The sequence below is a fragment of the Streptomyces coeruleofuscus genome (genome assembly GCF_039532725.1).
GTDB lineage: Bacteria > Actinomycetota > Actinomycetes > Streptomycetales > Streptomycetaceae > Streptomyces > Streptomyces coeruleofuscus.
Genome location: NZ_BAAASE010000005.1, coordinates 702,905 through 715,430 on the forward strand (window position 1 = coordinate 702,905; position 12,526 = coordinate 715,430).

The 12,526-nt window shown below is 73.2% G+C and carries 12 protein-coding genes; 7 read left to right on the forward strand and 5 right to left on the reverse strand.

Annotation, left to right across the window (positions count from 1 at the left end; translation table 11 throughout):
- Entirely contained in the window at positions 1 to 750 is a 750-nt protein-coding gene (locus ABFX81_RS22565) for a LytTR family transcriptional regulator DNA-binding domain-containing protein (protein WP_086853234.1), read from the reverse strand.
- 122 nt (positions 751 to 872) lie between these two features.
- Here ABFX81_RS22565 and ABFX81_RS22570 point away from each other — a divergent pair, with 122 nt between their 5' ends.
- The 5 genes from ABFX81_RS22570 (at position 873) to ABFX81_RS22590 (ending at position 7,752) form a co-directional block, all read left to right on the forward strand.
- A complete protein-coding gene (locus ABFX81_RS22570; RefSeq protein WP_086853237.1) occupies positions 873 to 1,388 on the forward strand; it encodes an Lrp/AsnC family transcriptional regulator in 516 nt (171 codons plus the stop codon).
- A 126-nt stretch (positions 1,389 to 1,514) separates the two neighbouring features.
- Positions 1,515 to 2,336 (forward strand): dimethylargininase, encoded by an 822-nt coding sequence (ddaH, locus tag ABFX81_RS22575; protein WP_086853239.1) that lies wholly within the window; start codon positions 1,515 to 1,517, stop codon positions 2,334 to 2,336.
- Positions 2,333 to 3,550 carry an ornithine--oxo-acid transaminase gene (gene rocD, locus ABFX81_RS22580; protein ID WP_086853241.1) on the forward strand — a complete coding sequence of 406 codons (1,218 nt, stop codon included), beginning with the start codon at positions 2,333 to 2,335 and terminating at the stop codon, positions 3,548 to 3,550. Before ddaH ends, rocD begins: the two co-directional genes overlap by 4 nt.
- Positions 3,551 to 3,962: 412 nt before the next feature.
- On the forward strand, positions 3,963 to 6,443 hold the full coding sequence (locus tag ABFX81_RS22585) for a SpoIIE family protein phosphatase (RefSeq protein ID WP_086852542.1): 2,481 nt from the start codon (positions 3,963 to 3,965) through the stop codon (positions 6,441 to 6,443).
- 67 nt (positions 6,444 to 6,510) lie between these two features.
- Complete coding sequence (locus ABFX81_RS22590; protein WP_086852540.1) at positions 6,511 to 7,752, forward strand: SpoIIE family protein phosphatase; 1,242 nt, start codon at positions 6,511 to 6,513, stop codon at positions 7,750 to 7,752.
- Between the two features lie 7 nt (positions 7,753 to 7,759).
- Here ABFX81_RS22590 and ABFX81_RS22595 read toward each other — a convergent pair whose 3' ends face one another.
- Positions 7,760 to 8,215 carry an RpiB/LacA/LacB family sugar-phosphate isomerase gene (locus tag ABFX81_RS22595; protein ID WP_086852538.1) on the reverse strand — a complete coding sequence of 152 codons (456 nt, stop codon included), beginning with the start codon at positions 8,213 to 8,215 and terminating at the stop codon, positions 7,760 to 7,762.
- 319 nt (positions 8,216 to 8,534) lie between these two features.
- On the opposite strand from ABFX81_RS22595, the gene ABFX81_RS22600 reads away from it, so the two are divergent.
- Positions 8,535 to 9,257, forward strand: coding sequence for a 1-acyl-sn-glycerol-3-phosphate acyltransferase (locus ABFX81_RS22600; RefSeq protein ID WP_086852536.1), 723 nt, complete (start codon positions 8,535 to 8,537; stop codon positions 9,255 to 9,257).
- 58 nt (positions 9,258 to 9,315) lie between these two features.
- On the forward strand, positions 9,316 to 10,341 hold the full coding sequence (locus tag ABFX81_RS22605) for an NAD-dependent epimerase/dehydratase family protein (protein ID WP_346138555.1): 1,026 nt from the start codon (positions 9,316 to 9,318) through the stop codon (positions 10,339 to 10,341).
- An 8-nt stretch (positions 10,342 to 10,349) separates the two neighbouring features.
- On the opposite strand, the gene ABFX81_RS22610 is transcribed toward ABFX81_RS22605, so the two are convergent.
- The 3 genes from ABFX81_RS22610 to ABFX81_RS22620 are packed head-to-tail and all read right to left on the reverse strand — an operon-like array spanning position 10,350 to position 12,524.
- Complete coding sequence (locus ABFX81_RS22610; RefSeq protein WP_346138557.1) at positions 10,350 to 11,129, reverse strand: urease accessory protein UreD; 780 nt, start codon at positions 11,127 to 11,129, stop codon at positions 10,350 to 10,352.
- The gene (gene ureG / locus ABFX81_RS22615) at positions 11,111 to 11,794 is read right to left on the reverse strand and encodes an urease accessory protein UreG (RefSeq protein WP_086852532.1); all 684 of its coding nucleotides are present in this window, start codon (positions 11,792 to 11,794) and stop codon (positions 11,111 to 11,113) included. The genes ABFX81_RS22610 and ureG overlap by 19 nt, the downstream gene beginning before the upstream one ends.
- A gap of 55 nt (positions 11,795 to 11,849) precedes the next feature.
- A complete protein-coding gene (locus tag ABFX81_RS22620; protein ID WP_086852531.1) occupies positions 11,850 to 12,524 on the reverse strand; it encodes an urease accessory protein UreF in 675 nt (224 codons plus the stop codon).
- Positions 12,525 to 12,526 lie beyond the last annotated feature (2 nt).

Sequence of the window (12,526 nt, forward strand, 5' to 3'; positions counted from 1 at the left end):
TCACGGCCTCCTCATGAGCAGGTCGCGCAGTTCGCGCGTGTGGCGCCGGCTGACCTGGAGCTCCTCGGAGCCGACGATGACGCTGACGGTGCCCGCGTCGAGGCGGAGTTCGCCGATGTGGCGCAGGGCGACGAGGTGGCGGCGGTGGATGCGGACGAAGCCGCGGGAGCGCCAGCGCTCCTCCAGGGTGGACAGCGGGATGCGGACCAGGTGGCTGCCCTTGTCGGTGTGCAGGCGGGCGTAGTCGCCCTGGGCCTCGACGTGGGTGATGTCGTCGACGGCCACGAAGCGGGTCACGCCCCCGAGCTCGACGGGTATGTGGTCGGGGTCCGGCTCGCTCACGGGTATGCGGGGCGCGGTGCCGCGCAGCTCGGCCGCGCGCCGTACGGCCTCGGCCAGCCGTTCCTTGCGGACGGGCTTGAGGACGTAGTCGACGGCCTTGAGGTCGAAGGCCTGGACGGCGAAGTCCTCGTGGGCGGTGACGAACACGACGAGCGGCGGCCGGGCGAACCCGGTGAGCAGCCGGGCCAGGTCGAGCCCGTCGAGGCCGGGCATCTGGATGTCGAGGAAGACGACGTCGATCGCCTCGGGCCCGCCCGGGCCGGATTCCAGGGCGCGGTTGATGCGGCGCAGCGCCTCGGTCGCGTCGCCGGCGCCCTCCGCGCTGCCGACGCGGGGGTCCGCGTGCAGCAGGTAGAGCAGTTCCTCCAGCGAGGGGCGTTCGTCGTCGACAGCCAGGGCACGCAGCATGAATCCGGAGTGTAGGGGCGATTCGCGGGTCTTGACATGTGTCGGGGGTGGACGTCCGCGCGGGAGGAGGCGGCCGTGCCGGGCCGGGCGCGGGCCGGGGTGCCGGTGGATACAGTGCCCGCATGAACAGCAGGTCCACGCCGTTCGACGAACTCGACCGGAAGATCATCACCGCGCTGATGGCGAACGCCCGGACGTCCTTCGCCGAGATCGGCACGGCGATCGGGCTGTCGGCCACGGCGGTCAAGAGGCGGGTCGACCGGCTCCGGGAGACGGGCGTGATCACCGGGTTCACGGCCACGGTGAAGCCGTCGGCGCTGGGCTGGCGCACCGAGGCCTATGTCGAGGTGTACTGCGAGGGCGCGGCCCCGCCGCGGCGGCTGGCGGAGGTCGTGCGCGACTACCCGGAGATCACCGCGGCGATGACCGTGACGGGCGGTGCGGACGCGCTGCTGCACGTGCGGGCGCGGGACGTGGAGCACTTCGAGGAGGTGCTGGAGCGGATCCGCCAGGAGCCTTTCATCCGGAAGACGATCAGCGTGATGGTGCTGTCCCATCTGCTTCCGGAGAGTCCGGAGGCGGGTGCCAGCCAGCCCGCGCCGGAGGAGTCCCCGGGCGGCGCAGCAGGCGTGCGCTGACCGGCGTCAAGACGCAGCGTTCCTGCGTGGACGCGCAACCTTTGTTCCTTGTCGGCCACCTCCGCCAGTTCCTACCGTTGTGTCAACCCTCAGTCACACACCGTGAGGAAGCGGAGGGACCCCTCTGTGCCCGACTCCCGTGTGCCGCGCCGGCGGCGCTACCTCGTCTGCGAGCCCAGACACTTCGCCGTGCAGTACGCGATCAACCCGTGGATGCGTCCCGGCGAACCCGTCGACGTCATCCGCGCGCTGGACCAGTGGCAGGCGCTGGTCGACGCCTACCGTGCCCACGGCCATACCGTGGACACTGTGAAACCCGTGCCCGGTCTGCCCGACATGGTCTTCGCCGCGAACGCGGCGGTCGTCGTCGACGGCCGCGTCTTCGGCTCCCTCTTCCACGCGCCCGAGCGCCGTCCCGAGTCCGTGCCGTACGAGGCGTGGTTCAAGGCGGAGGGCTACGAGGTGTACCACCCCGAGTCGGTGTGCGAGGGCGAGGGCGACCTGGTGCCGGCCGGCCGCTGGATCCTGGCCGGAACGGGCTTCCGTACCACCCGTGAGGCCCACAGCGAGGCGCAGGAGTACTTCGGGATGCCGGTGATCAGTCTGACGCTGGTGGACCCGTACTTCTACCACCTGGACACGGCGCTGTTCGTCCTCGACGACGACACCATCGCCTACTACCCCGAGGCGTTCTCGCCGGGCAGCCGCGAGGTGCTGTCCCGGCTGTACCCGGACGCGGTGCTCGCCACCCGCGAGGACGCGATGGCGTTCGGGCTCAACTCCGTCTCCGACGGGCGGCACGTGTTCATCTCACCGGGGGCGACGGGCCTGGCCCGCCGGCTCGCCGGCCGTGGCTACGTCCCCGTCCCCGTCGACCTGTCCGAGTTCCAGAAGGCCGGTGGCGGCATCAAGTGCTGCACCCAGGAGATCCGGGAGATCCGCTCATGACCGCACCCGTCCGTACCCGTGGCTCTCAGGAGCTCATCCGCGCGGAGGAGCCGGTCCTCGCGCACAACTACCATCCGCTGCCCGTGGTCGTCGCCCGTGCCGAGGGGACCTGGGTGGAGGACGTGGAGGGGCGGCGCTACCTGGACATGCTGGCCGGCTACTCGGCGCTGAACTTCGGCCACCGGCACCCGGCGCTGATCGAGGCCGCCCACCGCCAGCTCGACCGGCTGACCCTCACGTCCCGCGCCTTCCACAACGACCGGCTCGCCGAGTTCGCGGAGCGGCTGGCGGCGCTGACCGGTATGGACATGGTGCTGCCCATGAACACCGGTGCGGAGGCGGTGGAGAGCGGGGTGAAGGTGGCCCGCAAGTGGGCGTACGACGTCAAGGGCGTCCCGGCCGACCGGGCGACGATCGTGGTCGCGGCGGACAACTTCCACGGCCGTACGACGACGATCGTCAGCTTCTCCACGGACGAGACGGCGCGGCAGGGGTTCGGCCCCTTCACGCCGGGCTTCCGGATCGTGCCGTACAACGACCTGGCCGCGCTGGAAGCGGCGGTCGACGAGACGACGGCGGCCGTGCTGATCGAGCCGATCCAGGGCGAGGCGGGGGTGATCATTCCGGACGACGGCTACCTGGCCGGCGTGCGCGAGCTGACCCGCCGCAAGGGGTGTCTGTTCGTCGCGGACGAGATCCAGTCCGGGCTCGGCCGTACGGGCGGCACGCTGGCGGTCGAGCACGAGTCGGTCGTGCCGGACGTGGTGCTGCTGGGCAAGGCGCTGGGCGGCGGCATCGTGCCGGTGTCCGCGGTGGTCGGGCGCCGGGAGGTGCTCGGGGTGCTGCACCCCGGGGAGCACGGGTCGACCTTCGGCGGCAACCCGCTGGCGGCCGCGGTCGGCACGGCGGTGGTCGAGCTGCTGGAGACGGGCGACTTCCAGCGCCGCGCGACCGAGCTGGGCGCGGTCCTGCGGGACGGCCTGACCGGCCTGGTCGGCAAGGGCGTCGTCGGCTTCCGCTCGCGGGGTCTGTGGGCGGGCGTCGACATCGACCCCGCGCTCGGCACGGGCCGCGAGATCAGCGAGCGCCTCATGCGTGAGGGAATCCTGGCCAAGGACACCCACGGCTCCACGATCCGCCTGGCCCCACCGCTCACCATCACGGCCGAGGAACTGGAGGGGGCACTCAGGTCGCTGGAGAAGGTGCTGCGGTAAGAGGCGCGGGCGGGCTGCGGCGGAGGCCGCCGGCTGGGGGCTGCTGGGGAGGGCGGCCTCGCGGAGCGTCGAGGTCGGAGGCAGCCTGGCGGTGGGGCGAGGTCGAAGGCAGCCCGCCACAGGGCAACGCCCAAACCCGCCCGGCGGTCGGACGAGATCGGAGGCGGCCTGGCAGGGGGCGACGCCGAAACCCGCCCGGCGGTCGGGCGGGTTGCCGAGGTCGCCCGGCAGGGCAGGGTGTCTGAGGCGCCGCCGGACAGCGGGCGACGACGCCGCAGGCCGTCGGCCTGATGGGCACCCTGCACGCCCCGAGCCGCCCCGGCCGGCCCCGCACAAGCCGCCCCCACATGCCGGAAGGGTGAAGATTGAGGCAAGAGGTGGTAGACCACTCTCAGCGACAGAGAGGTCGGCCGTGGGCGAACACGAGGAGTACGGCGTTGCCCGGCAGCGGTTCGACGTGGCCGACGCCGCGCCCCTGTTGCTCGATCCTCAGGGCGTGGTGACGGGCTGGACCGGTGAGGCCGGGCGGCTGCTGGCGTACCCGGCCGCCGAGGCGGTCGGCAGGAAGCTGGCGGACCTGCTGACGGCCGAGGACGCGCAGCGCGTGCCGGACCTGGTCGAGCGGTGCCGCAGGGACGGCGGCTGGACGGGGCTGCTGACGGCCCGCCGCCGGGACGGGCAGCCCGTGAGAGTCGCGGCCCGGATCACCCCGGCCGAGGAGGCGCACGGCGGCGCGCGCTGGCTGGCGCTGCTGTCGGAGCTGGCCGACGCACCCGGCTGGGACATGAGCCGCACGGAGCTGGAACGGATGGTGTCCGACGCCCCGGTCGGTATCGCCATCGTGGACACGGACCTGCGATTCGTGTGGTCGAACGCCGCCCTGGAGCAGTTCGGCGGAGGACCGCCGGCCCGGCGGCTCGGCCTGCGCTTCGCGGACGTCCAGCCGGGCCTGGACGCCCAGGCGGTCGAGGCGCAGATGCGGCACGTGCTGGAGACCGGCGAGCCCGTGGTCGGGTACGAGCACGTAGGCCATGTGGTGTCGGCCCCCCTGCGCGAGACCGCGCACATGCTGTCGTTCACCCGGCTCGAGGACGACCGGGGCCGCCCGATGGGCGTGTACTACACGGTCGTCGACATCACCGAGCGGCACCGCGCCCGGCAGCGGCTGGCGCTCCTGGACCGCGCCAACGAGAGCATCGGCCGCAGCCTGGACCTCAAGCGCACCGCGCAGGAACTGGCCGACGTGGCCGTGCCGGGACTGGCCGACCTCGTCACCGTGGACCTGCTGGAGACGGTGCTGCGGGGCGCCGAGCTGACGCCCGGGCCGCTCGTGGACACCGATCAGGTGGCGCTGCGCCGGGCGGGCCAGCGGTCCACGGAGGAGGGCGTCCCGGAGGCCGTCGTCGGGATCGGCGAGGTCGCGACGTACCCGGCCGAGGCGCCCCCGATCCGCTGCCTGACCACGGGACGGCCCTGGCACGCGGAGCGGCTGGATCCGCTGGACCGGGTGTGGGTCACGGACGAACGGAGCGGCCGGCGGTCCACGTTCTCGGAGCTGGGCCTGCACAGCGTGATGATCGTGCCGGTCCGGGCGCGCGGCACCACCCTGGGCATCACCACCTTCTTCCGGCGCCACGGCCGCGAGCCCTTCGACGAGGAGGACCTGCGGCTGGCCGAGGATCTCGTCTCCCGCGCGGCCGTCTGCGTGGACAACGCCCGGCGCTACACGCGCGAACGCGACGCCGCGCTCGTCCTCCAGCGCAGCCTGCTCCCCCACCGGCTCCCCGAGCAGGACGCGGTCGAGGCGGCCGCGTGCTACCGGCCGGCCGACGAGCTGACCGGCCTGGGCGGCGACTGGTACGACCTCATCCCGCTGTCCGGGGCGCGCGTCGCGCTCGTCGTGGGCGAGGTGCCCGGGCACGGCATCGACGCCGCCGCGGCCATGGGGCAGTTGCGGACGGCCGTACGGACGCTGGCCGCTCAGGATCTGCCGCCCGAGGAAGTGCTGGGGCACCTCGACGACCTGGTGGGGCGATCGGCCCGGGAAGAAGGCGCCGAACCGGGCGCGGCGGGCTCCGCGGGCACGCAGTGCGTGGGCGCCGGGTGCCTGTACGTCGTCTACGACCCGGTCGACGGCGGGTGCTCGATGGCCGCCGCGGGGCATCCCGCACCGGCCGTGGTGCTGCCCGACGGCTCGGTCACGTTCGTCGATCTTCCGCAGGGACCGCCGCTCGGCGTGGGCGGTCCGCCCTTCGAGGCGGTCGAGCTGTCCCTCGCGGAGGGCAGCACCCTCGCCCTGCACACCGACGGGCTGCTGGCCCGGGGAGAGACCTGGGCCGTCGACGCCGGCCGGGAACGCCTGCGCCGGGCACTGGAAGGGGCGGGCCCGCTGGACGCGCGCTGCCGGAACGTCGTCGACGCACTGGTCCCGGCGCGCCCGTACGACGACGTGGCCCTGCTGATGGCCCGTACGAAACGCCTCGGCACCGAGCAGGTCGCGGCCTGGGACCTGGACCCCGACCCGGCCCTCGTCGCCGACGCCCGGCGTACGGCCACCCGGCAGCTGTCCCACTGGGGGCTGGACGAACTGGCGTTCACGACGGAACTGGTGGTGAGCGAGCTGGTCACCAACGCCATACGGCACGCCACCGGGCCCATCCGGCTCCGTCTGGTCCGGGAGCGCGCCCTGGTCTGCGAGGTCCTGGACAGCGGCGCCACCGCGCCCCATCTGCGCCATCCCCGTACGACGGACGAGGGCGGGCGCGGTCTGCTGCTGGTCTCCCAGCTGACCCAGCGGTGGGGCACGCGGTTCGTCCCCGACGGGAAGATCATCTGGGCGGAGCAGTCCCTGACGGAGCTCGCCGAGCTGCCCGTGGCGGCGCTCCTGGAGTGAAGCCCGGGGCCGGTTCCCCCATACCGTGGGAAACTGGTCTGATCCCGGCAGTGGTAAGGCGGCGGCCATGACGGATTCGGCGATCGACTACACGGCGGTGTTCCGGACCCTGCCCGGCATGGTGGCGCTGCTGACGCCCGGGCTGGTGTACGCGGACGTCAACGACGAGTTCGTCCGGGTGTCCGGGCGTTCCCGCGAGCAGCTGGTCGGGCGCTACCTGTTCGACGTCTTCCCCGACAACCCGAACGACCCCGCCTCGACGGGCATGCGCAATCTGGAGGCCTCGCTGTACCGGGTCCTGGCGACCGGGGAGCGCGACGCCATGGCCCTCCAGCGTTACGACGTCGAGGATCCCGGGCGGCCCGGGGAATGGCAGGAGCGCTACTGGAGTCCGGTGAACGCGCCGCTGCTCGGCCCCGACGGCAAGGTGGCGCTGATCCTGCACCGTGTCGAGGAGGTCACGGAGCTGATCCGGGCCCGGGGCCGCTCGGGAGGGGGCCGGGGCAGCCGGTCCAGGGTCCTGGAGGCCGAGCTGTACACCCGCGCCCGTGAGCTCCAGGAACTCAACGAGCGGCTGCGTCAGGCTCACTCCCGGGAGCGCGAGGTGGCGCTGGCCCTCCAGGAGGCGATGCTGCCCGACCGCCGTCAGGTCAGCCCCCATCACCGGGCCGCCGTCCGGTACCGGCCCGCCGTGGGCGCGCTCAACGTGTGCGGGGACTGGTACGACCTGGTCGACCTGGTCGACGGCCACCGCGTCGGCGTGTCCGTGGGCGACGTGGTCGGGCACGGGCTGGGGGCCGCCGGTGTCATGGGCCAGCTGCGCAGCGCGCTCAGCGCGGCCTCCCGGGTCGCCGAGGGCCCGGCCCAGGCCCTGGACGTACTGGGGCGCTACGCCCACGTGGTCGACGGCGCCGAGTCGGCGACCGCCGTGACGACCTTCATCGACTTCACCCGGCACACCATCACCTACAGCAGCGCCGGCCATCTGCCGCCCGTGCTGGTCCATCCCGACGGCCGCGCCGAGTTCCTCGACGGCGCCACCGACACGCCGCTCGACGCCCGCCCCGACCCGATTCCGCGACCGCAGGCCCAGACGACCTTCACTCCGGGCGCCACTCTGGTGCTCTACACCGACGGCCTGGTCGAGCGTCGCGGCGAGGACATCGACACCGGCCTGGCCCGTCTGGCGGACGCGCTGGACCGGAACCGGGACCAGGATCCCGAGACCCTCGCCGACACGGTCCTGCTGGAACTGCTGCCGCCCGGCGGCGCCACCGACGACACCGCGCTGATCGTCGTGCGGCTGTGACGGTGACCTATCGGCGGGTGTTGCCGTGGTCGAGCAGCCTGACCCGGTCCACGTTCTGCCGGTCCTCGGCGTCCGCGCTGGGCTCGCCGGCGAACCACGCGTCGAGGATCTCCTTCAGCAGCGGCTCGGACGTGAGCCGCAGGCTGAGCGCGAGGACGTTGGCGTCGTTCCAGCGGCGCGCCCCGTCGGCCGTGTAGGCGTCCGTGCACAGGGCGGCCCGGACGCCCGGCACCTTGTTCGCGGCGATCGAGGCGCCCGTGCCGGTCCAGCAGCACACCACGGCCTGGTCGGCCGTCCCGTCGGCGACCTCGCGGGCCGCGGCCTCGGAGCACACCGCCCACTGGGGGTCGTCCCCGGGACGCAGTGCGCCGTACGGGCGCACCTCGTGCCCTCGGTCGCGCAGCGCGGCCACGAGGGAGCGGGCGACGGGCTCGTCCATGTCCGAGGAAACAGAGATCCGCATGTTTCGCAGACTACTCGGGAAGGCCGCAAGAGCCAGCGGTTGGCCAGGCACCCTTCGAATCCCGCCAGGCCACCCGTTCGGCTTGCCGGTCACCCGGGTGGAGCAGCACGCTGGTCCCGCGGTCCTCCCCAGCCGCATGAGCACCATCGGATGCACCTCCCTGACTGACCGTCAGTCAATCGGTGAAGGATCCGCGCGGTCCCGTCCCACGAGGTGCCCGGTGGCCATGCCTGCACCTACACTGGCACCCCACGACATGCCGGTTGACCTGCTGGAACGCGGCGGTTGAGTCCACCGCAAGAGTCGAGGAGCGCCCGCTTTGTTCTACTACCTGCTGAAATACGTGCTGCTCGGGCCGCTGCTGAGGCTGGTCTTCCGGCCTCGGATAGAAGGCCTGGAGCACGTTCCGGCGGAGGGCGCCGCCATCATCGCCGGCAATCACCTGTCGTTCTCGGACCACTTCCTGATGCCCGCCGTCCTCAAGCGGCGCATCACCTTCCTGGCGAAGGCCGAGTACTTCACGGGCCCGGGCATCAAGGGCCGGCTGACGGCGTCGTTCTTCCGCAGCGCCGGGCAGATCCCCGTCGACCGCTCCGGCAAGGACGCCGGGCAGGCCGCGATCCGCGAGGGCCTCGGTGTGCTGAGCAAGGACGAGTTGCTCGGCATCTACCCGGAGGGCACGCGCTCGCACGACGGCCGGCTCTACAAGGGCAAGGTGGGCGTCGCGGTCATGGCCCTCAAGGCCGGTGTCCCGGTCATCCCCTGCGCGATGATCGGCACCTTCGAGGCCCAGCCGCCCGGCAAGGTCATCCCCAACGTCCACCCCGTCGTGATCCGCTTCGGCAAGCCCCTCGACTTCTCCCGCTACGAGGGCATGGAGAACGAGAAGGCCATCCTGCGCGCCGTCACCGACGAGATCATGTACGCGATCCTCTCCCTGTCCGAGCAGGAGTACGTCGACCAGTACGCGGCCGTCGTGAAGGCCGAGGAGGCCGCCGCCGCCGCGAAGGAGCGGAAGTTCCCGCGCCTGCCGCTCACTTGAGGCTCTGCTGTCGGCAGAAGCCGTCTCCCCGGCCGCCTCGCCCCTCTACGGTCGCAGCATGAGACGTGCTGTGGTGATCGGGGCCGGCGGGCAGATCGGACGGCCCGCGGTGGAGGCGCTGGCGCGGGACGGCTGGGAGGTGACGGCCGCGTCGCGCCGCGGAACCCGGGACGAGAGCTGGCCCGGCGAGGTAGTGACGCGGCGGCTGGACCGCGAGGACGACGCGGCCCTCGGCGAGCTGATCGGTGACGGCTGCGACCTCGTGGTCGACATCGTCGCCTACGGGGCCGGGCACGCGCGGCAGTTGACCGGACTGGCCGACCGCGTCGGCTCGGCCGTGGTCATGTCGACGGTGTCGGTGTACGGGGACGGCACGGGCCGCGGCTTCGACACGATGAGCGAGCCGGGCGGCTTCCCGCAGTACCCCGTGCCCGTACGGGAGGACCAGCCGACGGTCCCGCCGGGGGACGCCACGTACAGCACCGGCAAGGCCGCCCTGGAGAGGGAACTCATCGCGGCGGGCGACCGGTTGCCCACGACCCTGCTGCGCGCGGGCGCGATCCACGGTCCCCACAGCCCGCTCCCCCGCGAGCTGTACTTCGTGAAACGCAACCTCGACGGCCGGCGCAGGAGGGTGCTCGCCCACCGGGGTGAGAGCCTCTTCCACACGTCGGCTGCCCGCAACATCGCCGAACTGATCCGGCTGGCGGCCGCCCGGCCCGGATCCCGGGTGCTCAACGCCTGTGATCCGCAGCCTCTGACGGTGGCCGAGATCGGGTCGGCGGTGGACGCGGTGATGGGGGTGGAGACGGAGACCGTCCTCGTGGACGGGGCCGCACCCTCGCCGTCCGTGGGCAGCTCGCCCTGGTCGGTGGAGCTGCCGGTGGTCTTCGACATGTCCGCCGCGGAACGGGAGTTGGGCTACCGGCCGGTCGTGTTCTACCCCGAGAGCCTGCCGGAGACGGTCGACTGGCTCACCCGCCGGCTGTCCGGGCAGGACTGGCGGGAGGCGTTCCCGACTCTCGCACGGATCTACCCGGACCTGTTCGACTACGCGGCGGAGGACGCCTGGTTCGGGGCGTGAGCGGATGTCTACATCCGCACGAGTGAGGCCAGTGCCTCGTCGAGCAGCCGTCGCAGCCGCAGCGCGTCCGGCGCCACGGCGGTCACCAGGGCGGCGGGACCGGCGAGCGGGACGACCGAGGCCCCTTCCCCGAGTGCCCTGGCCGGCACCGGCTCGGCGGCGAACTCCGGTCGTACGACGATCAGTTGCCCGACCGCCCGGTGACCCGCGAGGACCGCGGGACCGTCCCAGCCGCCCGGCGCGCCGGGCCCGCAGGCGAGCTCCTGGTCGAGCACGGCCTGCCCGGCGACCCGTACGGTCAGCCGGCTCGTCAGCCGCCCGGGTTCCTCACCCGCCCGCCCGAGCACCTGCTCCTCGCGCAGCACCAGCCGGGCGGTCGCGGCGAGCTCGATGCGGGTCGTGACATACAGGTCGCTGCCCTGGACGGAGATCAACTGCTCGGGCAGCCAGTGCAGTTCGGCCCGGTCGGCGACGTCGAGCCGGACGTCGTAACGGGCCTCTCCCTTGGTCTGCCCCGGCAGGGCGATGGTGGCGGCGGCCGAGCCGACGGACAGCCGAGCTCCCTCCTCCACCCGGGCCCGCACGGTGAAGTGGTCGCCGCCGAGCGGCCCGCTCATCGCCCCGACCAGCATGACCCGTGCCTCGGCACCGCTCCCCCGGGTGCGCCGCAGCGCCAGCGGTCCGTCGCTCTCCAGCACGGGCAGGGCCGTCCCGCCCCGGCCGTCGTCCCGGGCGACGATCGTCGCGACGGACCGCACGCCGGAGCTGTTCACGCTCGTGCCGCCCACGCGGCGAGCTGCGCACGCACCCAGGCGGCGACATCCGTCACCCCGGGCTCGCTCCGCAAGGACTGGAAGACGACCGGCAGCTCGGCCCGCTGCGCCTTGGCGTCGGCCGCCATCCGCGCGAGGTCGGAGCCGACGTACGGGGCGAGGTCGGTCTTGTTGACGACGAGCAGGTCGGCGGTGGTCACGCCCGGACCGCCCTTGCGCGGAATGTCGTCGCCTCCCGCCACGTCGATCACGAAGATCTGCGCGTCGACGAGCCCCTTGGAGAAGGTCGCGGTGAGGTTGTCCCCACCGGACTCCACGAGGACCAGGTCCAGCGGCCCGACGGCGTCCTCCAGGTCCTCCACCGCTTCCAGGTTCGCGGAGATGTCGTCCCGGATCGCGGTGTGCGGGCAGGCTCCCGTCTCCACCGCCGTGATCCGCTCGGGCGGCAGCACGGCCTCGCGGAGCAGGAACTCGGCGTCCTCGCGGGTGTAGATGTCGTTGGTGACGACCGCGAGGGACAGCTCGTCCCGCAACGCGCGGCACAGCGCGGCGACGGTGGCGGTCTTCCCGGATCCGACGGGCCCGCCGAGTCCGATGCGCAGGGCCCTGCGGCCGCCGTCGGGCCGGAGGGCGTCGGCGCTCACGGCGCCGGGGCCGTCGTGTGTGTGGTCGAGGTGCATGGGGCGGCTCCTGCGTTCTTGTCCGACTGATTCAAGTGGTGGGCGGAGGTTCTGCCTAGGAGGCGAACAGCCGCACGGGCCAGCCCGCGTGTATCTCCGCCCCGATCTCCAGCAGCGGCGCCGACCCCGCAGGCAACGCGTCGACGCCCTCGTCGACCACCCTCCGCGCCGCTTCCACCGCGCGGTCCACGACGCGGTCCGCCTCCGGTGCCAGCCGGGCCAGCACCCCCGTCGCGTCGAAGGGATCCAGACTCAGCAACCGCACCGTCGCCGTGGCCGGCCCGCTGACGCTCTCGTACGCCGCGCAGTACGCCGCGTCGACCGGCCCGAGACCGGCCGCCCGCGCCGCCAGCCCGAGCACCACCGGCTGGTGGGCCCCCTTGGGGAACTCCATGGCCAGCGCGTCCAGTTCGGCGGACGGCCAGGTCGCCCGGGCGGCGCGCATCAGCTGCCGCCCCAGCTTGCGCGCGGCGACGCGCAGCGCGGGCGAGGGCGTACGGGCGTCCGCGGCGCGGTCCAGCGCGACGGGGTCGATCCCCAGCGCGGCGGCCGCCGCGAGGGCCGCCGCCACCGAGCCGGCCGTGTGCAGCCGACCCCGGCAGAAGTCCGCCAGGCTCGCCGCCCCGCTGATCCGCCCGGCCTTGACCGCCGCCTCCGCGCCGCCGGAGTGGGCGTGGCCGCCGGCGGGAAAGCGGCCGTCGGCCAGGACGAGAAGTGCCGCACGTGACATCA

What these genes read in the sequence shown, in the direction of transcription:
- rocD (WP_086853241.1), top strand. Translation starts at nt 2,333, where the DNA reads ATGACCGCACCCGTCCGTACCCGTGGCTCTCAGGAGCTCATCCGCGCG.
- ABFX81_RS22590 (WP_086852540.1), top strand. Translation starts at nt 6,511, where the DNA reads ATGACGGATTCGGCGATCGACTACACGGCGGTGTTCCGGACCCTGCCC.
- ABFX81_RS22565 (WP_086853234.1), bottom strand. Translation starts at nt 750, where the DNA reads ATGCTGCGTGCCCTGGCTGTCGACGACGAACGCCCCTCGCTGGAGGAA.
- ABFX81_RS22620 (WP_086852531.1), bottom strand. Translation starts at nt 12,524, where the DNA reads ATGTCACGTGCGGCACTTCTCGTCCTGGCCGACGGCCGCTTTCCCGCC.
- ABFX81_RS22605 (WP_346138555.1), top strand. Translation starts at nt 9,316, where the DNA reads ATGAGACGTGCTGTGGTGATCGGGGCCGGCGGGCAGATCGGACGGCCC.
- ABFX81_RS22595 (WP_086852538.1), bottom strand. Translation starts at nt 8,215, where the DNA reads ATGCGGATCTCTGTTTCCTCGGACATGGACGAGCCCGTCGCCCGCTCC.
- ABFX81_RS22570 (WP_086853237.1), top strand. Translation starts at nt 873, where the DNA reads ATGAACAGCAGGTCCACGCCGTTCGACGAACTCGACCGGAAGATCATC.
- ureG (WP_086852532.1), bottom strand. Translation starts at nt 11,794, where the DNA reads ATGCACCTCGACCACACACACGACGGCCCCGGCGCCGTGAGCGCCGAC.